The sequence below is a fragment of the Enterococcus sp. AZ167 genome (assembly GCF_051714025.1).
GTDB lineage: Bacteria > Bacillota > Bacilli > Lactobacillales > Enterococcaceae > Enterococcus_D > Enterococcus_D casseliflavus.
In genome coordinates this window covers 1,734,455-1,756,391 of the sequence record NZ_JBIORB010000001.1, presented here as the reverse complement: position 1 = coordinate 1,756,391, position 21,937 = coordinate 1,734,455, and the positions used below count along the sequence as shown (strand labels likewise).

Genomic DNA, 21,937 nt, shown 5'->3' with positions numbered 1-21,937 from the left:
CAACGCTTATTTTCTTGAGCAACCTTCTATCGCTAGAAGAAGTACTCAAAACCGACCGTAAGGTCAAAGGTTAAGTGAATAAGGGCGCACGGTGGATGCCTTGGCACTAGGAGCCGATGAAGGACGGGACTAACACCGATATGCTTTGGGGAGCTGTAAGTAAGCTATGATCCAGAGATTTCCGAATGGGGGAACCCAGCATCTTTTATAGGATGTTACGTCTGCGTGAATACATAGCGCAGTCGAGGTAGACGCAGAGAACTGAAACATCTAAGTACCTGCAGGAAGAGAAAGAAAATTCGATTCCCTGAGTAGCGGCGAGCGAAACGGGAAAAGCCCAAACCAACAAGCTTGCTTGTTGGGGTTGTAGGACTCCGATATGGTAGTCTATTCAGATAGTCGAAATACTTGGAAAAGTATGTCAAAGAGGGTAAAAACCCCGTAGGCGAAATTTGGATAACACCTAGGAGGATCCTGAGTACGGCGGAACACGAGGAATTCCGTCGGAATCCGGGAGGACCATCTCCCAAGGCTAAATACTCCCTAGTGACCGATAGTGAACCAGTACCGTGAGGGAAAGGTGAAAAGCACCCCGGAAGGGGAGTGAAATAGATCCTGAAACCGTGTGCCTACAACAAGTTAGAGCCCGTTAATGGGTGATAGCGTGCCTTTTGTAGAATGAACCGGCGAGTTACGATAGCATGCGAGGTTAAGTTGAAGAGACGGAGCCGCAGCGAAAGCGAGTCTGAATAGGGCGAATGAGTATGTTGTCGTAGACCCGAAACCATGTGATCTACCCATGTCCAGGTTGAAGGTGCGGTAAAACGCACTGGAGGACCGAACCCACGTACGTTGAAAAGTGCGGGGATGAGGTGTGGGTAGCGGAGAAATTCCAAACGAACTTGGAGATAGCTGGTTCTCTCCGAAATAGCTTTAGGGCTAGCCTCGGAATTGAGAATGATGGAGGTAGAGCACTGTTTGGACTAGGGGCCCATCTCGGGTTACCGAATTCAGATAAACTCCGAATGCCATTCATTCATATCCGGGAGTCAGACTGTGAGTGATAAGATCCATAGTCGAAAGGGAAACAGCCCAGACCACCAGCTAAGGTCCCCAAATAACTATTAAGTGGAAAAGGATGTGGGGTTGCACAGACAACTAGGATGTTGGCTTAGAAGCAGCCACCATTTAAAGAGTGCGTAATAGCTCACTAGTCGAGTGACCCTGCGCCGAAAATGTACCGGGGCTAAATAGTTTACCGAAGCTGTGGAGTGCACCATTAGGTGCATTGGTAGGAGAGCGTTCTAAGGGCGTTGAAGGCAGATCGTGAGGACTGCTGGAGCGCTTAGAAGTGAGAATGCCGGTATGAGTAGCGAAAGACAGGTGAGAATCCTGTCCACCGAATGACTAAGGTTTCCTGGGGAAGGCTCGTCCGCCCAGGGTTAGTCGGGACCTAAGCCGAGGCCGACAGGCGTAGGCGATGGACAACAGGTTGATATTCCTGTACCCGTTGTTTTTGTTTGAGCAATGGAGGGACGCAGGAGGCTAAGAAGTGCAGACTGATGGATATGTCTGTTCAAGCAGTAAGTCTTGGTAGGAGTCAAATGCTTCTACCTATACGGACAAGCTGTGATGAGGAGGGAAATAATAGTACCGAAGCTTCTGATGTCACACTGCCAAGAAAAGCTTCTAGTGAGAAAACAACGGCCCGTACCGCAAACCGACACAGGTAGTCGAGGAGAGAATCCTAAGGTGAGCGAGAGAACTCTCGTTAAGGAACTCGGCAAAATGACCCCGTAACTTCGGGAGAAGGGGTGCTGCTCTAACGAGCAGCCGCAGTGAATAGGCCCAAGCGACTGTTTATCAAAAACACAGGTCTCTGCAAAATCGAAAGATGACGTATAGGGGCTGACGCCTGCCCGGTGCTGGAAGGTTAAGAGGAGTGCTTAGCGTAAGCGAAGGTACGAATTGAAGCCCCAGTAAACGGCGGCCGTAACTATAACGGTCCTAAGGTAGCGAAATTCCTTGTCGGGTAAGTTCCGACCCGCACGAAAGGCGTAACGATTTGGGCACTGTCTCAACGAGAGACTCGGTGAAATTTTAGTACCTGTGAAGATGCAGGTTACCCGCGACAGGACGGAAAGACCCCATGGAGCTTTACTGTAGTTTGATATTGAGTGTCTGTACCGCATGTACAGGATAGGTAGGAGCCGTAGAGATCGGGACGCCAGTTTCGATGGAGGCAATGGTGGGATACTACCCTTGCGTTATGGCCACTCTAACCCGCAGCCCTTATCGGGCTGGGAGACAGTGTCAGATGGGCAGTTTGACTGGGGCGGTCGCCTCCTAAAAGGTAACGGAGGCGCCCAAAGGTTCCCTCAGAATGGTTGGAAATCATTCGAAGAGTGTAAAGGCAGAAGGGAGCTTGACTGCGAGAGCTACAACTCGAGCAGGGACGAAAGTCGGGCTTAGTGATCCGGTGGTTCCGCATGGAAGGGCCATCGCTCAACGGATAAAAGCTACCCTGGGGATAACAGGCTTATCTCCCCCAAGAGTCCACATCGACGGGGAGGTTTGGCACCTCGATGTCGGCTCGTCGCATCCTGGGGCTGTAGTCGGTCCCAAGGGTTGGGCTGTTCGCCCATTAAAGCGGCACGCGAGCTGGGTTCAGAACGTCGTGAGACAGTTCGGTCCCTATCCGTCGCGGGCGTTGGAAATTTGAGAGGAGCTGTCCTTAGTACGAGAGGACCGGGATGGACTTACCGCTGGTGTACCAGTTGTCTCGCCAGAGGCATCGCTGGGTAGCTATGTAGGGAAGGGATAAACGCTGAAAGCATCTAAGTGTGAAGCCCACCTCAAGATGAGATTTCCCATTTCTTTAAGAAAGTAAGATCCCTGAGAGATGATCAGGTAGATAGGTCAGAAGTGGAAGGCCAGTGATGGTTGGAGCGGACTGATACTAATCGATCGAGGACTTAACCAAAAAGAAAAAAGCACGTAAACTCGTAGAGTTTTGATTTCTTCGATCCAGTTTTGAGTGAGCAAAACTTACTCAATTGAATAGTGTGGTGGCGATAGCAAGAAGGATACACCTGTAACCATGCCGAACACAGAAGTTAAGCTTCTTAGCGCCGATTGTAGTGAAGGGTTTCCCTTTGTGAGAGTAGGACGTCGCCACGCATTTCAATTTTTCCGGCATAGCTCAGTTGGTAGTAGCGCATGACTGTTAATCATGATGTCGTAGGTTCGAGTCCTACTGCCGGAGTTGCTTGATAGCATATGCTATCTTTTTTTTTACATAAAATGACAAAAACAAAGACGTTGCCTTTGATGGGGCAGCGTCTTTTTTATTTAGATGAGATCAGAACGAAAAGGAAGAAGTGTTGCTTGTACTGCTGTTTTTTTCTATACTATTAGAAAAGGAGACGATGGCGTGAGAAAGAAAGTACTTTTTGATTTAGATGGAACGATCATTGATTCGAGTGAAGGAATCTATGGATCGATTCAATATGCGATGGAAAAAATGGGAAAAGAGCAATTAGCGCAAGACGTACTGCGGAGCTTTGTGGGGCCGCCTTTGATTGAATCCTTCCGTGGCTTGGGCTTCGATGAAGCTGCTGCCCAGCAAGCCGTTGCCTTCTACCGGGAAAATTATCGTCAAGCGGGCATGTTTCAAGTCCAACCATATCCGTTGATCGAAGAAACATTGCAGGAGCTGGCGCAGGATCACGATTTGTATATCGCTACGTCGAAACCAGAAGTTTTTGCAAAAGAGATCCTGACCCATCTCAAGTATGATGGCTATTTCAAAGGAATCTATGGGGCGGATCTTGAGAATAAACGTGGGGAAAAAGCGGCCGTTATCCGCTACGCGTTAACTGAGATCGAAAAGGAGCAAAAAGCGCAGCAAACCATCATGATCGGCGACCGTGAGCATGATATTTTAGGGGCAAAAGAAAACCAGTTACCGGCAATCGGCGTTTTATATGGGTTTGGGTCAAAAGAAGAATTGCTTGATGCTGGTGCGATCGCTTTAGCCGCTGAGACACAAGAACTCTTAGCGTTGATTCCAGATTCATTATAGAGAAAAAGAGCTGACAAGCACCTTACAAGGCGTTTGTCAGCTCTTTAGTTACGCATTCGTTTGTTTCAACTGTGGAGAGGATTCCAATAAAAGATTGGTATCCAAATAGCCGCTTTCGTTTTTCAAAATCAAAGTTCCTGAAGTTGGGTGAACATCTAGAATCAGATGACCAGTCAAGAACATTTGATCATAGGTTGATGTAAAGAAAGTAAACTGATTGCTTGAGACTAACTCATTGTATGGGTCTAACGGTTCGTCGATCGGTGTGATCAAAAAACGTTCGCCGATCATACAGCATCCAGCTGCTGAAGAAAATTGGTTCGATCCGTCATTACTCGTCAAAATATATAAGTCGTGTCCTTCTGGAAAGCGAGCAGCGGCAGTAGGGGTAATATGTAAGTCCATTTTGCATGATCTCCTTTTTGAAACGAGTGAGCAGCAAGCTGTTTCGTTTCGATAATTGTTGATAAACCAAGTGTATCACTCCTCTTAGGGATGTGACAGCAACTTGCTTTTCAACAAACCAAGCTTAAAGTTTTAGCAAGAAAAAGGCGATAATACCGATTATCAGCAAGAAAAGCCCTAAGTACAAGAGCACAGTGACCGCAGCCTGGAAAAAAGAGCGCATTTCTTTCACCTCGAATCAATCTTCTCTTTATTTTACTGCATAATCACGGAGACAAGTAAGGAACTTCACAAATCTTAAAGGAAGTTTTAGGTCTCTTAAGAGTAGACCTTGTCCTTTTTTGTAACGCTTCCATTTTTTGTGGTAAAATAAAGAAAAGGAGGCGATTTGGATGTTACGTAATTGTCAAAATGTACTTGTTGCCTTGGATGGGTCGGATCAGTCAGAAAAAGCGTTCCAAGAAGCACTCGCGATTTGTCGTATGAACAAAGCCAAATTGTATGTCCTCTCTGTTATCAACAATGCTGAGTTATCCACAAGTGCCTATGCTTTTGCAAAAATTTTTGACCAAGAAAAATTGCGTGTGGAAACGGACATGTTGAAAAAAATCTATGATGCCAATCAGCATGGGGTAGAAGATGTTGAGGTGATCGTTGAAGTCGGCGATCCAAAACGCTTTATCATTCATGCAGCAACAGAATTGTACCCGATTGATTTGATCATTATCGGTGCAACTGGTAAAGGTACATTGACCCGAGCTGTCGTAGGCTCAACCACCGATTATGTCGTCAATCATTCGAAATGTACGGTGTTGGTCGTGAAGTAAAAATTTAAATTAAACGGAAAGAATATGTTATTTTTTAAGCCAGCATCATGCATCTCCTTTCAAAAAAATTCAGTTAGTTGAAAAACCCGCTCTCTTAGCTTTAGGAGAGCGGATTTTTTGTGGTAAAAAAGATGTGTCTAAAATTGAGCTGTGAGCACCGATTGGAAAATTCGTTTTGTTTGTTTTATAAAAAATATTTATTTAAATTGATAAAAATTGACTATTAGAAGAAATAGTTTGTTACACTTTTAATAAGCAAAGGCTGTAGGAAAAGTATTGGAGAGAGGGGCTGATAATTTATCGACTTTACAGAATGCAGCAGAATACAATCGAATATTGTTGGAAAGGAGAAATAAATGATGTAAAAGATTTTTAAAATTTTAATGATCATGTTTGTTATTTTTATAGTAATTATTTTTCTGCCTACTATTATACTTTTCATAATTAAATAGAAAGAAGGCATTTGAAATGAATTGGTTAAATTGAATTGAAGCTTCACCCCGTGGTAATTGTTCAAGTTTGACTTGCGGAATTAAACCTTGTATTTCAGATTCTTGTTCAAATAATGAGGGACATTGAGAGGATGTTGGAATAAATCTTGTTATATCAATTTTAAACAATAAAAAAGGAGAATGAAATGAAGCGTGTTGCAGAAAACGATTTGGTTGTTTTTTCGATTCTTTTGCTGATTATATGGCTAGGCTTGATCCAAGTGAAAGAATATTCGCAAGAAGCAGCCCTGTCGATCATTTACTTTATTAATCTATATACGCTCTTGTTTAAATTTAAAGATACAGCGAGGATAGTGAAAGCAGTTGTATCGGTCCTACTATTGGGTTTTACGATCTTATTTCTTTTGTATATCGCAGGAAATTAGGGGCGTACGAATGATTAAGTTCAGAAATTATCGCTATACTTTGGGAATTAGATGCACAAAAAAAGGCTCTATAATTTATGGGACTGATGAATCAGAATTGATTCTTCAGCCCCATTTTCATTTTAGGTATTAAAAAACATATCGTTCTCTAGTATGATTAAATCACCACAAAATAAACAACTGAGAGGACGATATGCTATATGAATGATTCTATCAAAAAAATGCTGAGAATAATAGAGAAAGATTTGATGATTACAGAGGTCTCTTACGAGACCCTTCAGAAGAAAAAGACGTTGGTCGTCGATGCTGTTCTCTCGCCTACTCCTCGTGCTTGTAGAAGTTGTGGTTCTACTGTGGTAGATGGAAACGGGAAAGCAATTATAGTGAAAAATGGGAAGAAGGAAATGATTGTCCGTTTTGAACAATACAATCATATGCCTTTGGTTATGCGCCTAAAAAAGCAGCGCTATACCTGTAAAAACTGCCGAACCCATTGGACGGCTCAAAGTTATTTTGTCCAACCCAGACATTCAATCGCAAATCATGTGAGATATAAAATTGCTTCTTTACTGACTGAAAAAGTATCTTTATCTTTTATTGCGAAAAGCTGTCAGGTATCTTTGACCACCGTTATTCGTACATTGAAAGAGTTTAAAAGCTATTTGCCAAAACAATCTAAGAAGATTCTCCCAAGAGTATTGATGGTTGATGAATTTCGTTCGCATGCTTCCATAGAAGATAAAATGAGCTTTATTTGCGCAGATGGCGAAACAGGAAAATTAATAGATGTTTTGCCTACGCGTAAATTACCCCGATTAACAAGCTATTTCTCAGGTTGTACCAATCCGGAAGAAGTAGAATTCTTAGTGACAGACATGAACGCCGCCTACTTCCAGCTCACCAAACGTGTTCTGCCAAATGCGAAAGTAGTGATTGATCGGTTTCATATTGTCAAACACATGAATCAAGCGTTCAATGAGTTGCGTATCCGTGAAATGAATGAACTTCGTAAAGCAGGACAGAAAAGCCAAGCAGAAAAACTGAAAAAGAACTGGCGCTTTTTGCTAAAAAATCGTGCAAACATCAACCATTATGAATACAAAACATGGAAAAGTTTCCGAGCGCCAAAATACCCATTTCTTACTGAAGCAATGATGATTGATCGATTGCTTGAGTTTTCTGCGCCCCTAAAGGAGGCGTATCCCTTTTTTCATGAATTAGTTGAAGCCTTTCGAGACAAAGACCCTGACTTATTTTTCTCCTTATTGGCAGAACTTCCCGAAACGTTAGATGACGGCTTTCGAGAAAAGCTTCAAAACCTTCTTACCCATGAAGAAGGCATCACCAACGCAATGATCTATCCTTATTCCAATGGAAAAATAGAAGCGAAGAATACCCACATAAAGACAATGAAACGAGTATCCTACGGATTTAAATCATTCGAGAACATGAGAATTAGAATCTTTTTGATCAATCAATTAATCAATGTAAGATAACAAAAAAATCTGAGCCAGAATGTGGTTCATTCTGACCCAGATTTGATTTTACACAACTCATCAGTCCTTATTGACAAAGAGCCCAAAAAAAAGACAACGTCCGACAAACGTTGTCCTACCAAAGCCACTTGACGGGCTTGAACCGTCGACCTCATCCTTACCATGGATGCGCTCTACCAACTGAGCTAAAGCGGCGTGTTATTTAACACAAGATATAGAATACCGTAAAGGCGCTACTTTGTCAATGAGATTTTCGGATATTTCTTGAGAAAAACGCTTTGCGGGAAGGGAAGTTTCAAAAAGGGGATTTTCTTGAAAAAAAGGATCAAAAAATTGATTTTTGCTCTTGCTAAATTATCTGACTATTTGGTATAGTACAGATAGATTCTTCCGGCATAGCTCAGTTGGTAGTAGCGCATGACTGTTAATCATGATGTCGTAGGTTCGAGTCCTACTGCCGGAGTATCAAAAACGACCTTCGTTTCGGAAGGTCGTTTTTTTGTTGGAAAGAGTCCGTTCTTTTGTTGGTTGTGGATAGCCTGGGGATAATGGGTTCCCCAGTTTTTTCTCCAGAACACTCACTCCGCTGAGGAAATCTTCTGTAATAGTTCCTCGTATAAATCCGTCGTTTCGGCGGCTTTTTTATTTGTGTAAAAAACTGTTGGGCCATCGTTAGTAGTGACTTTTAAAATGGGCGTCACCTTCGTGTCGACAAACATTCTGGCAGGTTCGCCGGCAACGGTAAACTGACCGATTTGGTAACTGGCGGTTCCTACACCCATGGTACGAACACGAGGAGACGGCAATGTTTCGATCAATTCCACTGTCTCTATATCTGCCAAAGAGACCGTAGTTTTCCCGGTCATTGGTGCATCGAAGGTGACTTCTTGTCCTTGCACTTCACCAGTGATCGCATCAGCAGTAAAATCTAAGCGATACATCGGAATGATGGTCCCGATCATTAACACAAGTAAGAAGACAGCGGTGATGCCTGCGACGATTTGTCCGCTGCGTTTGCCTAAATTGATGCCGATATTCATCCCAACACGGTCAGGAACGAACAGACGCGCATCATTAGGATTGATGTAAAAACCATATCGCCAGTAAGCATCTTCGCCATAATAGCGCGGTTGTGCTGCTGGTTCTAAGAGCTGATCTTGTTTTTTACGCAGATCAAGCAATAAGAAGAAGGTAAAGACGATCAAGAAAACCACCAAAACAATAAAGAGCACTAAGAGGATAGTACTTAATGCTCCGGTAGCGGACATGGACGCCAGCGGGACAGTCAACAAGAGCAGCGTAATGGTGCAAGTCACGGCGATCATTAAGGACCAATAGCGCTTTGTTAAATCATTGATGTGTTGATCGATAGTTGAATTGCCGCTGATCCCGCGAACGGGTAAGCGGCTGATGATCACCCAGAGATAGACGAACAGCGCAAAAATTGCTAAGGAGACGCCGCCCATCAAGTATCCTGTAGAAAGATCAGGCAAATGCCATGCTTGGTACAAACTGATCATCAACAAAATCCCCGCAGGAACGAGGCTATACCACGGCAGCATCCGTTTATTTTTGGCTTGAACGAGTTTTGTATCGATCCGAATCGGATCGATGGGTAGTTCCCATCCATTGGTAAGGATCAATTGCCGCATTTTCCCGATGTAATGCACTTGCACCAGGTAAGCTGTCCCCAGCAAAGCGGCCATATAAAGCCAGAACAGGGTAAGGATGATGGAGTCAGATAAATTGAACAAAAAAAGGAGACTTGCTACACTAAATGTACCAACGATTTGTAAGATACGCTTGCGAAATTCTGTGATCAAGCTGTGGACGCTAGGATCATCCAGATGCTCAGGGGCAAGGGTATTTTCGAGTAAAACATTTTTGTGGGGTTTACTGATCAAGCGTAAACCAAAGGCGGTCGTCCCGCAGAGGACAAGAGCAATAATGAAAAAAAGATAGGTCATTTGCATTCATTCCTTTCAGGAAATTGGTCCAGCAGTTGTTGAAAATCCATTAAAAGCGTTTGCTTGCTTTTGCCGTGTAAGAGAGCGGTTGCTAGCTGCAGTTGCAAGTTTTGACGATACTCCGCTTCTTGTCCAGAAGTAAACGGTGGTGGCGCGGCAACGGCGGTTCCTTTGCGGCGATCCGTGACTAACAAGCCTTCTTCTTTGAGGGAATTGTAGGCTTTTGAGATCGTCATGGTATTAATGCCGATCTCTTCGGCTAATTGACGGACGGATGGTAGCAATTCGCCAGCGGATAAATCGCCTTTTGCGATACCGACAATGATCTGTTCCCGCAACTGCTGGTAGATCGGTTGGTTGCTTTGGGTTTGAATATCAAATATCATCGAAAACAGCTCCTTTGTATTATATATATTAATACAAAACATACAAAATAGCAACTAGTAATCAAATGAACAAGAATCGTTAGGAAAAAGTAAATAGCTTGTTACAGTTCTGTTTCATGGATCAGGTATCCTTTGACAGATACAACTTAGAGGAGGAACTTTTTATGAGCCAATCGCAAAGAACGGCTTACTTTGATAATGCAAAATTTTTACTGATGATCTTGGTCGTCTTCAGTCACTTACTACAGCCTTTTATCGGCGATCAGAAGTTTTATCATGACCTATATTATTTTATCTTCACTTTCCATATGCCAGCTTTTGTTTTTCTGGCTGGGTACTTTGCCAAACCGCTGACGAAGGGACACAAGCTTCGTGAGCTGATGAAAAAGTTCTTGCTGCCTTATGTCTTTTTTCAGGTGTTTTACACCGTCTATTACTGGTTGATCGGTCTACGGGAGTCGTTAAAAATCCAACTGTTGAATCCGCAATGGGCACTTTGGTTTTTGCTTAGCATGTTCTTTTGGCAGCTCTCCTTGCTGGTCTTTCAAAAAATGTCCAAAAAGCAGGCGATCTTGCTGAGTATCGGCTTGAGTATCTTCGCTGGCTACGTGCCATTTTTAAATCAAGTGTTGACCTTGCAGCGGACCTTTGTCTTTTTGCCGTTTTTCATCATCGGGTTTTATTTTCCCAAAAATGAGATGCGCTTTTTATTGAAACCAAAGATTCGGACTATCAGTTTGCTTTTCTTACCGATCATCTACACCTTTATCGCGTTTTTTCATGGGATGAACAAGTACATGGTTTTTGGTTCCAAGCCTTATGACGATTACTTGAGCTATCCGTTGTTCGGCGGTCCCTTGCGTGCGGTCTTTTTCGTGATCGGGCTGATGGGGATCATCGGCTTTCTGAGCCTCGTGCCTAGAGAGCACCTCTTTTTTACGAAGTGGGGCAAAAACACCCTGCTGGTCTATCTTTTACAGGGGATCTTCATCAAGAGCTTGCGGGCATTAGCGATCACCGACTTGAACCTGTCGGTATTAGGCTTTGTGACGTTGGTGTTAGCCAGTGTTTTACTGACGATCTTGCTAGCTAGTCGTCCGATCCGCTTCCTTTATGCACGATTTGAACGAGGACTATCCTTTGTTTTACTTGGCTTTTTGCTTTTGATGCTAACTCTTTAAATCCTTGATACGAGCAACCGCTCTTAGAAAGATGATCCTTTCATTTTTCTAGGAGCGGTTGTTATTTGAGAGGCAGAGGCGTAAAATGGAAGGAACGGAAAGTGAAAGGATGAAGAAATATGTCAGAAATTTCAAAAAAGACCACCGCTGCCTTTGCGCAAGCGTATCAAGACAATAATAAACAAACGGCACTGCAACGGAGTGTTGTGAAAAATGGGATCACCGCTTCTGCTGAAAACGTGTCAGCAAAAGTCAACAATGTGCCAGTTTTTTCAGTTGATGTGACAACCGGGAAAGTCTCAAACCAAAAACAATCAGGCCGCTGCTGGATGTTTGCCGCATTGAATACATTCCGTCATAAGATGCTGAATGATTTCAATTTAAAAGAATTTGAATTGTCGCAAAACCATACCTTCTTTTGGGACAAATACGAAAAAGCCAACTATTTCTATGAAAATATTTTAGCAACTGCTAACGAGCCTTTAACAAGTCGCAAAGTTGCTTTCTTATTGCAAACCCCACAACAAGATGGTGGGCAATGGGACATGATCGTTTCGATTTTCCAAAAATATGGTGTCGTACCAAAAACGGTCATGCCAGAAAGCAGCAACTCTTCCAATTCTCGTGACCTAAACAATTACTTGAACAAAAAACTGCGTAAAGATGCGGTTGCTTTGCGTCAGCTAGTGGCTGAAGGCAAAACAGCTGAAGACATCCAAACAGCCAAAGAAGCGATGTTGGAAGACATTTATCGTTTCTTAGCGACTTCTTTAGGCACACCGCCAGAAACCTTTGATTTTGAATACCGTGATGAAGACAAAAACTATCACATTGATCGCAACTTAACACCACAAAGCTTTTATGAAAAATATGTCGGGGTGGACCTTGATGATTATGTCAGCATCATCAACGCACCAACTGCCGACAAGCCTTACAATCAATCGTATACCGTAGAAATGCTAGGCAACGTGGTTGGCGGCAAAGAAGTCAAATACTTGAACGTCGATATGCCGACCTTCAAAAAATTAGCGATCGCTCAATTGGAACAAGGGGAGTCCGTGTGGTTCGGTTGTGATGTCGGTCAATCTTCTACCAGAGATACTGGGATCATGGCATTAGATGCGTATGATATCAACGACCTATTTGACATCGACTTTACGATGACTAAAGCAGAACGCTTAGATTTTGGCGAAAGCTTAATGACCCACGCGATGGTCTTGACTGGCGTTGACTTGATCGACGGCGAATCAACCAAATGGAAAGTCGAAAACAGCTGGGGTGAAAAAGTCGGAACGAATGGCTTCTTCGTTATGAGCGATGCGTGGATGGATGAATACACCTATCAAATCGTGGTTCGCAAAGAGTTCCTGACAGCAGAACAATTGGCTGCCTTTGAAGCAGAACCAACAGTCTTAGCACCTTGGGACCCAATGGGTGCTTTAGCGTAAGACAGCAATTTCTAATGATTGCCTGAAGATTCTCTGAAATTTTTCAAAAAGACGAAATGAAAAATAACGAACCAGTTGCCGCAATCCAACCGTTAGGAAAGTAGAAATCCTAACAGTGTGGGGTTGCGGCATCGGTTCTTTTTTTATTTTCTGACAAAAAAGCGGTACCATCCCAGAAAAGTGGGAACTTATTTATTGTAAGATGAAGCAAACTTCTTTAAAATGGAATAGTCACTAATGATGCCACACGTCTCATTAGAGTGAACTGTTGAAGAATGGTCACTGGGAACCTTTACTTCCTCTGACAGACTTTGTCATGTTTATTGAACAAAAGGAGGATTCAAATGACAAATCTGTTAACTATTATTGTTGTTCTACTTTTTGCTGCCCTTATTTATGGGTTCTACTTATTGCAAAAGCGTCACGTGAAGTTTTCTACGCGGGTCTTTGCGGCGTTGTTCGTCGGGATCGTTTTTGGTGGCGTGCTGCAGCTGATTTTTGGGACAGGCTCTGACGTTGTCACGCAAGCTCTTGACTGGATCACGATGGTCGGTAGCGGCTATGTAGCTCTCTTGCAAATGCTGATCATGCCCTTGATCTTCGTTTCGATCGTTGGTGCTTTCACCAAGATGAAAGAAAGCGAAAAAATCAAGAAGATCAGTTTTACGGTTCTTGCGACTTTGCTAGGGACAACGGCGATCGCTGCCTTGATCGGGATCGTGATGGTCATGGTCTTTGGTCTTGACGGTGCCAGCTTTACCGAAGGGGCAACGGAAACAGCGCGGATCGCAGAATTAGCGGAACGTTCGACACAAGTCCAAGACCTATCGATCCCACAACAAATCGTTTCCTTCATCCCAAGCAATGTCTTCGCCGACTTTGCGGGTACTCGTTCGACAAGTACGATCGGGGTCGTGATTTTCTCAGCCTTTGTGGGGATCGCCTTTCTTGGTGTCAAACGTAAATCACCGAAAGAAGCGGAAACTTTTGCGAATTTGATGGACAGCTTATATAAAATCGTGATGCGTATCGTCACGTTAGTTTTGCGCCTAACACCTTATGGCGTTTTGGCATTGATGACAAACGTATTAGCTTCAAGTGATTTTGAAGCCATCTTGAACTTAGGCAAATTTATCATCGCCTCTTATGCGGCTTTGATTTTGGTCTTACTTGTTCATTCATTATTGCTGATCGCTGTTCGGGTCAATCCAGTAACGTATTTCAAAAAGGCTTTTCCAGTCTTGAGCTTTGCCTTTACTTCTCGTTCAAGTGCGGGAGCCTTGCCATTGAACATCGAAACCCAAACCAAAGCGTTAGGTGTTGATGAAGCCACGGCTAACTTTGCAGGCAGCTTTGGGTTATCGATTGGTCAAAACGGCTGTGCGGGTGTATATCCAGCGATGTTGGCAACGATCGTTGCACCAACGGTTGGGATCAATGTCTTTGATTGGCAGTTTATCCTGCTGCTAGTTGCAGTAGTTACGATCAGCTCATTCGGTGTTGCTGGTGTCGGCGGTGGCGCAACCTTTGCTTCATTGATCGTCTTAGGCTCAATGAACTTGCCGATCGCCATCGTAGGCTTAGTTATTTCTGTTGAACCATTGATCGATATGGCACGGACACTCGTTAATGTCAGCGACAGTATGGTTGCAGGAATGGTGACCAGTAGTCGTATCAACGAACTGGATCGTTCGATCTTAGATGATTCCGCCGCCGTGATCGAAGCCGAATAGAAACGTTTTGTAACAAGCGAAAGCAAAGAAAGACTGCGTGTGGTCTTTCTTTTTTTGTCCGTTAAAGCTCAGCTCATAGAAAAATCTAGGTTTCAGTGCCCTTAATAGCGAAGTTTCTGCTATACTTTTAACTAGAACATCGCGGGAGGGATAAGCAATGACACAATTGATTCAACTAGAACGAGCAGCAAACGTCAGAGAACTTGGCGGCTATCAAACGACAAACGGCACGACGATCAAACGAAAAAAATTGATCCGCAGTGCGGCGATCAATGAATTGACTGCTTCAGATCAAGCAGTACTGGCAAACTATGGGGTCAATCAGGTCATTGATTTTCGCTCCATCGCTGAAGCCAATGCACAACCTGATCGACCGATCGCCACAGCAAAGCAGCTTTTTTTACCTATTTTCAAAGAAGACGAAACGATGGTTTCCTTGTCGCCAGAAAGCTTGAAGCAGCGCTTGAAGATGGGGAAGATGCCGAAGAGCAGATGAAAAAAGTCTACCGTCACTTTGTTGAAAGCGACTATGCCCGCCAACAATATCGGCAGTTCTTTGATCATGTGATCGACAATGCGGAAGGCGAAGGAGCAACCTTGTTCCACTGTACCGCCGGCAAAGATCGCACAGGCTTTGGCGCCTTTTTATTGCTGCATGTGTTGGCTGTGGCACCAGCGACGATCAAAGAAGATTATTTAGCGACCAATCGCTATTTAGCCCCAATGCTAAAAGAAAAATTTGCCCCAATGACCCAGCATTTGCCGCAAGAGCTGTTAACGGCGATTACGGTTTTGATGAGTGCCAAAGAGAGTTTTCTTGATGAAAGCTTGGCTGCGATCGATCAGCACTTCGGTTCGGTCGATCAGTATCTCCTGCAGGGACCAGGGCTGACGAAAGAAGAGCAAGCGTATTTGAATGCCCAACTGACTGAGTAAAGAAAGGGAGATCCGTATGGAGGAAGCATTGTTCGCAGCAATCGGGATGACCGGCTCGCTGACGCCCATCAGTGGTGGGGATGTCAATCAAACGTATCGTTTCACTACAGCAGAAAATCGCTATTTTTTAAAGACCCATCCTCATGTTTCATCGGTGTTCTTTCAAGCAGAGATCAACGGCTTAGCTGAATTAGCCCCTTTCGTGCGGGTGCCAAAAATCGAACATCTCGGTCAGACTGAAGAGAGGGCATTTTTATTGATGGAATGGATCGATGGTGGGGAAGGACAGCAGCGACGCTTAGGTCAAAGCTTAGCTCGGCTTCATCAGCAGACGCAGGAGTCTTTTGGGTTTTACGAAGACAATTACATCGGCTTTTTGCCGCAAGTCAATCCGAAAACCACCGATTGGCTTGATTTTTATACAGTCTGCCGTTTGGATGTGCAAGTCGAATTAGCGAAGCTGGGTAATCGCTGGCATGCCAAACGGGAAGCCGCTTATCTGCGTTTGAAAGAATTTTTGCATGAGAATTGGCGTGATCGCAGCGTCACACCTGCTTTATTACACGGTGATTTTTGGCGGGGGAATGTGCTGTTTGATCAACAAGGAGAACCAGTGTTTCTTGATCCAGCAGTCACTTATGGGGATCGAGAAATGGATATTGCGATGTCCCAGCTCTTCGGTGGTTTTCGTCAGGAATTTTTGGAAGGCTATCAAGAAGTCTATCCATTAGATGAGGATTGGCAAGAGCGACTGCCAGTGTATCAATTGTATTATTTATTGGTCCATTTGAATCAATTTGGCGAAAGCTATGGACCAACTGTCGATTAAATATTGAGTCGTTTTTAGGAGGCAATTAGAACTATGGCAGCAAAGTATCAAACCACGCATGAAGTGGCGTATTATGAATGTGATGTCAACCAAACGATGACGTTTCCGGCCATGCTAGGCATCGCCATCAAGACATCAGAAGAACAAAGTGCGGCGTTAAACCGCGGACCAGAAGTCATCACTAGTTATGGCTTGACCTGGATCATCACCAGCTATCACATAACGGTGACTCGTTTGCCGCGCGTAGGGGAGCAGATCCAAGTGGCGACCCAGGCGAGAGAATACAATAAATTTTTCTGCTACCGTTACTTTTGGTTATTGGCAGAAGATGGAACGGAACTGGTCAAAATCGAGGCGGTTTTTGCGTTGATGGACCCTGAGACGCGCAAAGTCAGCAGTGTATCAGATGAGATCGTGGCGCCTTTTGGCAGTGAAAAAATCAAGCGAATCAAACGCTATCCGAAGATCACCCCTATCACGCAAGGACAATTTTTGCCGTATCGGGTGCGTTTCTACGATATTGATAGCAATCAGCATGTCAACAATGCCATGTATTTCAATTGGCTGATGGACGTCTTAGGCTATGAGTTTTTAACAAAACATGAAGTGACACAAGTGACGATCCGTTTTGATCGGGAAGTGGCTTACGGCCATTTGATCGAAAGCCATTTTCAAATCAATGAGAAGACAGTCGATGAAGCCGGCGAGGCTGTGCCGCTGCAAACGATCCACGAGATCAAGATCGGTGAGGATACTTACTGCGAAGCCATCTTTACTTGGCGAGAAAAATAAAACAACCCTTTTGCCTCCATTAGCGGAACGGCAAAAGGGTTTTTGTTTGGTTAATTCTCCATGAAATCAGGCAGTTCATCCATGGTCAACCCACGGTTTTTCGCTATCAGCAATTTGATGCGGGCTTTTTGGCTATTGATGCTATTGCAGAAAATCACCCCAAGAGCTTGCAATTCGATCCCGCCGCCTAAGTAGTCATAGACCGGCTCGGCAACTCCGTTGAAGCAGCGAGAAACTAAGACGACTGGAATGTTTCTAGCAATCAGTTTTTTCAAAGGCTCTATGGTCTGCGGCGGCAGATTGCCAGCGCCTAAAGCTTCGATCACTAGTCCATCGATCAGCGAGTCGGCTAAAGCATCGAACAATTCCCCAGTCATTCCCGCATAGGCTTTGACGATCGGAAACAGACCATCGACACGATCAACATCCAAATGACGGTTATTTAACAGCTCTTGCATGAACAAGATACGGTGCTTTGTGACTAAGCCGATCGGACCTAATGTCGGGGTGCGGAATGTCGCAATATTGGTGGTGTGGGTCTTCGTAACATAACGTGCGGAATGGATTTCATCGTTCATCACGACTAAGACGCCTTTTCCTAAGGCATCAGGTGATTTCGCCACCCGAATCGCACTTTCAAAGTTATAAAGCCCGTCACTGCCGATTTCATTACTTGAGCGCATGGCGCCAGTCACCACGATCGGTAACTGACCGCCGATCGTGGTATCTAAAAAGAAGGCTGTTTCTTCCAGCGTATCGGTTCCGTGAGTGATCACGACCCCATCGACACCGCTTAAATGCGCCAGCTGGATACGTTCTTTCAGCTGCAGCATTTCTTTTGGGGTCATATGAGGACTGGGAATATTAAAAATGTCTTCGACGATCAATTCAACATCGTCGTCAATGTGGATCGGTGCATCCATCAGCGGATTGCTGACATCAGGGCTGACGCCGCCTGTCAGGGTATCTTCTTTCATGGCGATGGTGCCGCCAGTGTGCAACACGAGAATTCGTTTCATTTTTTCATCACCTGCAATGATTTATTTACTCTTAACTCAAAACTATTGTATACTATTAAAATAAGAAAACAAGGAGCGATGGGAAAAAATGATTCGAATTGGTTGTACCACATTTAGTGAACATGGCAGTCTCGTGCAAAGAAAAAACTCGAAATTATTTGAGTATGCCCGTTATTTTCCGTTAGTTGAGCTGGATACCACCTATCATTTTTTGCCAAAAGAAAAAGACGTGCGCAACTGGTTGACCCAGATTCCCGAAAATTTCCGCTTTGTGCTGAAAGTCCATCAAAGTGTGACCACCCAAGGAGATTTGCCAGATCAGTTGACCATGACCGAAGCGCTGCAGCTTTATAAAGAAGCGATCGCACCAATGGTAGAAGCAGGCAAACTCTTTTGCCTATTGGCACAGTTTCCCAACAGCTTTAAATGTACGAAAGAAAATGTCGCCTATTTAGACCAAGTGCGAGAATGGTTTGCGGGCTACCCAGTGGCGATCGAGCTGAGAGACAGCAGCTGGTATCAGCCGAAACTGTATCCGGGCATGATCGATTATATGAAGCGAAAGCAGTTTTCCTTAGTAGTTGTTGATCAGCCGAAAAAGCTATCGACCACCATTCCCCTTGATCCAACCGTGACCAATCCCGCGTTTGTCTTGTGCCGTTTTCATGGACGCAACGACAGCGGCTGGACAGCGACAGGACCAGATGCCAAAAATCTGCGGACCTTGTATCGTTATGACCAAGCCGAACTAACGGAGTTAAAACACGCAGTCCAAGCCATCGAAGCCAATGCCAAAGAAGTCGCAGTGGTCTTCAATAATAATGCCGGTCGTGATGCCGCTGACAATGCTCGCGCATTGATCGATGCGCTGCAGATCGATTACGAAGCATTAAATCCTAATCAGTTGAAATTATTTTGAGGAGTCATATGATAAAAGCAATCTTTTTTGATATTGATGGCACGCTGATTGCCAGCAACGGCAAGGCGCTTGCCAGTACCCGTGAAGCCATCAAACAAGCCCAAGCCAATGGCGTCCTCTGCGGCATTGCCACCGGACGTGGTCCGGTTGATTTAGAGAAGGTGATCGATTACTTGTCGTTAGACATGTTTATCACCTATAACGGCCAATATGTCTACACGAAGGAAAACTTGATTTATGCTAAACCTTTTCCAAAACAAACGCTGGAAGCGATCGTAGAATACGCAGATGAAAATTACCGCCAAGTCATGTTTGGCGGAGAAACGCAAGTGGCTGGTAGCTTAACGATCCGCTTAAGCCAATCACCCGTCATGCAGCGCTACTTACGCTATGTACCGAAAAAATTTCCCGTCGGTTTTTTAAAGAAAGTCTTGCAGCGCTTTAGTCCCAATCGCAACGCCAAGCGCTATGAATCGTTGGATATTTTACGAGAGCCCATCTATCAGTGCATTATGCTGAGCCCTGAGTCAGAGCGCGAAAAATTACGGTCCAAGCTGCCGCAATGTGATTTTAAGCGATCCAATGCCTATTCTGTTGACATCGTGCCGAAAAACGGTTCGAAAATCAAAGGCATCAAAGAGTTTTTGGCCTATGAAGGGATCGCGATGGAAGAAGCGATGGCATTTGGGGATCATTTTAATGATGTGGAAATGTTAGAAGGCGTGGGGATCGGGGTTGCGATGGGCAATGCCCAGCCCATCACTAAAGCCAGTGCTGACTTTGTGACGGATACCAACGATCATGACGGCATCAAGAAAGCCTTGATCCATTTTGGCATCATTGATGAGGATGCCCAAGGCAGAGAATGAATAAAAAAATAAGCAAGTAGCCAATCTATGAAGCAACGTAGAAGACGGCGCAGAACCATGAAACAGAACCATGAGAAAAAGCAGAAAGAAGCGAGCAAAATGAGTCCATTTGAAATGACGGAAGAGTTTCATAAAACCTTTGATCCAACGCGACCGCCATATCCACAAGCTTTTTCAGCGGAAAAAGCCCAGTTTCGTGCTGGTTTTAAAATTGAAGAATTAGTTGAGTTCCTTTATGCTGCCAGCAACAATGACGAAGAGACCTTCCAATCAGGTCTGGAGCATTTGCATCAAGCGATCGATCAAGCCCAAGCCAAGCTGGCTGCCAAACAACAGCCTGTCAGTGATTCACTAGTAGAACAAGTCGATGCGCTTTGTGATCTGCTGTATTTTACCTATGGCTCGTTTTCACTGTTAGGGGTCGATCCAGCGCCGATCTTGGCTATCGTTCATGACGCCAACATGGGAAAACTTTTCCCAGATGGGCAGCCCCATTATGATCCTGAGACCCACAAAGTCATGAAGCCGAGCGATTGGGAAGAACGGTATGCTCCTGAACCGCGAATCAAGGCAGAAATCAACCGCCAATTGGCACAAAAACAAGCGCAAGCCCAAGAATCGTCAGAATAAAAACCAAACGTGCCAGTTGCCCGTTCCGATTGCTTATCAGCAAAAGGAGTGGTGCAACTGGCACGTTTGGTTTAATCAAAGAAAGTGTAGTAAAGGGTTCTGACAGCGGCTTTTTCTTGTTCTTTGTGGATACCGAACATGATGCTGACCTCAGAGGACCCTTGGTTGATCATCTCTAAGTTGATATTTTTCCGCGCAAGGGCAGCGGTACTGTCGGCAGTGATCCCGACTCGTTGACGCATTCCTTCACCAACGACAACGACCATGGATAGATCGTGGGTCATTCGCAGTTCATCGGGATCGATCTCGTAGGCGATCTTGCGCAGCAATTCTTCTTCCAATACTGGATTCAACTGGTTGGAGCGCATAATGATCGAGATATCATCGATTCCTGAAGGCATGTGTTCATAATTTAAATCAAATTCACGGAAAATCTCTAAGACCCGTAACGTGAACCCAACTTCGCGGTTCATCAAGTATTTGCGGATATAGATCATACAAAAGCCTTCGTCACTGGCAACGCCGATCACGGGCTGATCCAAATTGTCTCTCTGGTTGGTGATCAAGGTACCGGGATGACTTGGATTATTGGTGTTTTTGATCACCACGGGAATTTTCGCATGGTATGAAGGCATCAACGCCTCATCGTGCAACACAGTAAAGCCTGCATAAGACAGCTCTCGCATTTCTCGGTAGGTCACTTCTTTGATGGACTCTGGATGATGAACATAGCCTGGATGAGCAGAAAAAATCCCATCGACATCGGTAAAGTTTTCGTACAATTCTACTTGCAGACCAGCCGCCACGATGGCACCAGAAATATCTGATCCTCCTCGAGAGAAGGTACAGATCTCGCCCGCTTCTGTGTAACCAAAGAAGCCAGGAATCACTAAGATTTCAGGACTGTCGCGCCATTGTGCGATCTTGGCGTACGACTTGTTCAAGATACGGGCGTTTTGAGGTTCATCCGTCACCAGCAGCCCAAGTTCTTGCGGATTCATGTAGCGAGCAGCTAACCCACGGCTTTGTAAAATCCCTGCGATCAATTTGGCGTTGTTGTCTTCGCCGCTTGCCAAGACTGTATCATAAAGATGCGGATTGTCTTGGGTAGGCAGTGTTTGAAAAGCCGCCAATGATTGCCAGATGCGATCTAAATGGACTTGTTCGATACCAAAGGGGGCGGCGATCGCTGTATAGCGGGCATAGATTTCTTCTATTAAATCAGTGATCTCTCCTTGGGCACACAGACGGGTACAGACAGCTAGTAACAGATCGGTGACTTTCTGATCGTCGCTGGAACGCTTACCAGGCGCTGAAACAACAACAAACCGTCTTTTAGGATCACTTTCAATTATCGCAACAACTTTTTCGACTTGTTCGGCTGAGGCAAGGGAACTGCCTCCGAATTTCGCTACTTTCATTTGACATTACTCCTGTTCAAGCTTTTTACTAGAGTACAGTTTCAATAGGGAGAAATCAAGCGGTTTCTTGAAAAAAATCGGAAAAATCAGAAAAAAAGTCACTTGTTGATGTAAATTT

17 protein-coding genes, 3 tRNA genes, 2 rRNA genes and 1 pseudogene are annotated in these 21,937 nt (G+C 44.5%); 17 read left to right on the top strand and 6 right to left on the bottom strand.

Annotated elements, in window-relative coordinates; translation table 11 throughout:
* Positions 1-68 precede the first annotated feature (68 nt).
* The 4 genes from IGJ05_RS08235 to IGJ05_RS08220 all read left to right on the top strand — a co-directional run bounded on the left by IGJ05_RS08235 (position 69) and on the right by IGJ05_RS08220 (position 4,084).
* Positions 69-2,983 (top strand): 23S ribosomal RNA (locus tag IGJ05_RS08235).
* A gap of 81 nt (positions 2,984-3,064) precedes the next feature.
* Positions 3,065-3,180: ribosomal RNA gene (gene rrf, locus IGJ05_RS08230) — 5S ribosomal RNA — on the top strand.
* 11 nt (positions 3,181-3,191) lie between these two features.
* Positions 3,192-3,265 (top strand) — tRNA-Asn (locus IGJ05_RS08225).
* A 168-nt stretch (positions 3,266-3,433) separates the two neighbouring features.
* Positions 3,434-4,084 (top strand): HAD hydrolase-like protein, encoded by a 651-nt coding sequence (locus IGJ05_RS08220; protein ID WP_005225128.1) that lies wholly within the window; start codon positions 3,434-3,436, stop codon positions 4,082-4,084.
* Between the two features lie 48 nt (positions 4,085-4,132).
* Here the strand turns inward: IGJ05_RS08220 and IGJ05_RS08215 are convergent, their stop codons facing one another.
* Positions 4,133-4,489 (bottom strand): iron-sulfur cluster biosynthesis family protein, encoded by a 357-nt coding sequence (locus tag IGJ05_RS08215; RefSeq protein WP_015509034.1) that lies wholly within the window; start codon positions 4,487-4,489, stop codon positions 4,133-4,135.
* Between the two features lie 392 nt (positions 4,490-4,881).
* On the opposite strand from IGJ05_RS08215, the gene IGJ05_RS08210 reads away from it, so the two are divergent.
* The 3 genes from IGJ05_RS08210 (at position 4,882) to IGJ05_RS08200 (ending at position 7,689) form a co-directional block, all read left to right on the top strand.
* Complete coding sequence (locus IGJ05_RS08210) at positions 4,882-5,316, top strand: universal stress protein (protein ID WP_005225130.1); 435 nt, start codon at positions 4,882-4,884, stop codon at positions 5,314-5,316.
* A gap of 637 nt (positions 5,317-5,953) precedes the next feature.
* A complete protein-coding gene (locus tag IGJ05_RS08205; protein ID WP_081117386.1) occupies positions 5,954-6,193 on the top strand; it encodes a hypothetical protein in 240 nt (79 codons plus the stop codon).
* A 200-nt stretch (positions 6,194-6,393) separates the two neighbouring features.
* The gene (locus IGJ05_RS08200) at positions 6,394-7,689 is read left to right on the top strand and encodes an ISL3-like element ISEfa11 family transposase (RefSeq protein ID WP_153884166.1); all 1,296 of its coding nucleotides are present in this window, start codon (positions 6,394-6,396) and stop codon (positions 7,687-7,689) included.
* A gap of 122 nt (positions 7,690-7,811) precedes the next feature.
* Here IGJ05_RS08200 and IGJ05_RS08195 read toward each other — a convergent pair.
* Positions 7,812-7,884: transfer RNA gene (locus IGJ05_RS08195), tRNA-Thr, on the bottom strand.
* Positions 7,885-8,078: 194 nt separating this feature from the next.
* On the opposite strand from IGJ05_RS08195, the gene IGJ05_RS08190 reads away from it, so the two are divergent.
* Positions 8,079-8,152: transfer RNA gene (locus IGJ05_RS08190), tRNA-Asn, on the top strand.
* A gap of 115 nt (positions 8,153-8,267) precedes the next feature.
* Here the strand turns inward: IGJ05_RS08190 and IGJ05_RS08185 are convergent.
* Complete coding sequence (locus IGJ05_RS08185; protein WP_225001137.1) at positions 8,268-9,656, bottom strand: hypothetical protein; 1,389 nt, start codon at positions 9,654-9,656, stop codon at positions 8,268-8,270.
* Entirely contained in the window at positions 9,653-10,042 is a 390-nt protein-coding gene (locus IGJ05_RS08180) for a GntR family transcriptional regulator (RefSeq protein WP_081116804.1), read from the bottom strand. The genes IGJ05_RS08185 and IGJ05_RS08180 overlap by 4 nt, the downstream gene beginning before the upstream one ends.
* Before the next feature lie 164 nt (positions 10,043-10,206).
* Here IGJ05_RS08180 and IGJ05_RS08175 point away from each other — a divergent pair, with 164 nt between their 5' ends.
* From IGJ05_RS08175 to IGJ05_RS08150, 6 genes and pseudogenes are all read left to right on the top strand, one after another.
* Positions 10,207-11,223 carry an acyltransferase family protein gene (locus tag IGJ05_RS08175; RefSeq protein ID WP_081116803.1) on the top strand — a complete coding sequence of 339 codons (1,017 nt, stop codon included), beginning with the start codon at positions 10,207-10,209 and terminating at the stop codon, positions 11,221-11,223.
* 119 nt (positions 11,224-11,342) lie between these two features.
* Positions 11,343-12,671, top strand: coding sequence for an aminopeptidase C (locus IGJ05_RS08170; RefSeq protein ID WP_005225135.1), 1,329 nt, complete (start codon positions 11,343-11,345; stop codon positions 12,669-12,671).
* A 344-nt stretch (positions 12,672-13,015) separates the two neighbouring features.
* Positions 13,016-14,404 (top strand): L-cystine transporter, encoded by a 1,389-nt coding sequence (locus tag IGJ05_RS08165; protein ID WP_010747447.1) that lies wholly within the window; start codon positions 13,016-13,018, stop codon positions 14,402-14,404.
* Between the two features lie 157 nt (positions 14,405-14,561).
* Positions 14,562-15,340: pseudogene (locus tag IGJ05_RS08160) on the top strand (tyrosine-protein phosphatase).
* 16 nt (positions 15,341-15,356) lie between these two features.
* Entirely contained in the window at positions 15,357-16,169 is an 813-nt protein-coding gene (locus IGJ05_RS08155; protein WP_266166785.1) for a fructosamine kinase family protein, read from the top strand.
* Between the two features lie 33 nt (positions 16,170-16,202).
* The gene (locus IGJ05_RS08150; protein ID WP_081116801.1) at positions 16,203-16,961 is read left to right on the top strand and encodes an acyl-ACP thioesterase domain-containing protein; all 759 of its coding nucleotides are present in this window, start codon (positions 16,203-16,205) and stop codon (positions 16,959-16,961) included.
* Between the two features lie 50 nt (positions 16,962-17,011).
* Here the strand turns inward: IGJ05_RS08150 and IGJ05_RS08145 are convergent, their stop codons facing one another.
* Positions 17,012-17,980, bottom strand: a complete 969-nt coding sequence (locus IGJ05_RS08145; RefSeq protein ID WP_005225140.1) for an asparaginase — start codon at positions 17,978-17,980, stop codon at positions 17,012-17,014.
* An 88-nt stretch (positions 17,981-18,068) separates the two neighbouring features.
* Here IGJ05_RS08145 and IGJ05_RS08140 point away from each other — a divergent pair, with 88 nt between their 5' ends.
* From IGJ05_RS08140 to IGJ05_RS08130, 3 genes are all read left to right on the top strand, one after another.
* Positions 18,069-18,899, top strand: coding sequence for a DUF72 domain-containing protein (locus tag IGJ05_RS08140; protein WP_016610430.1), 831 nt, complete (start codon positions 18,069-18,071; stop codon positions 18,897-18,899).
* Positions 18,900-18,907: 8 nt separating this feature from the next.
* Positions 18,908-19,768 carry a Cof-type HAD-IIB family hydrolase gene (locus IGJ05_RS08135; protein ID WP_081116800.1) on the top strand — a complete coding sequence of 287 codons (861 nt, stop codon included), beginning with the start codon at positions 18,908-18,910 and terminating at the stop codon, positions 19,766-19,768.
* 99 nt (positions 19,769-19,867) lie between these two features.
* Positions 19,868-20,398, top strand: a complete 531-nt coding sequence (locus IGJ05_RS08130; protein WP_081116806.1) for an HAD family hydrolase — start codon at positions 19,868-19,870, stop codon at positions 20,396-20,398.
* Positions 20,399-20,469: 71 nt separating this feature from the next.
* Here the strand turns inward: IGJ05_RS08130 and IGJ05_RS08125 are convergent, their stop codons facing one another.
* Positions 20,470-21,819: an aspartate kinase gene (locus tag IGJ05_RS08125; RefSeq protein WP_081116799.1), complete on the bottom strand. Its 1,350-nt coding sequence runs from the start codon at positions 21,817-21,819 to the stop codon at positions 20,470-20,472.
* Positions 21,820-21,937 lie beyond the last annotated feature (118 nt).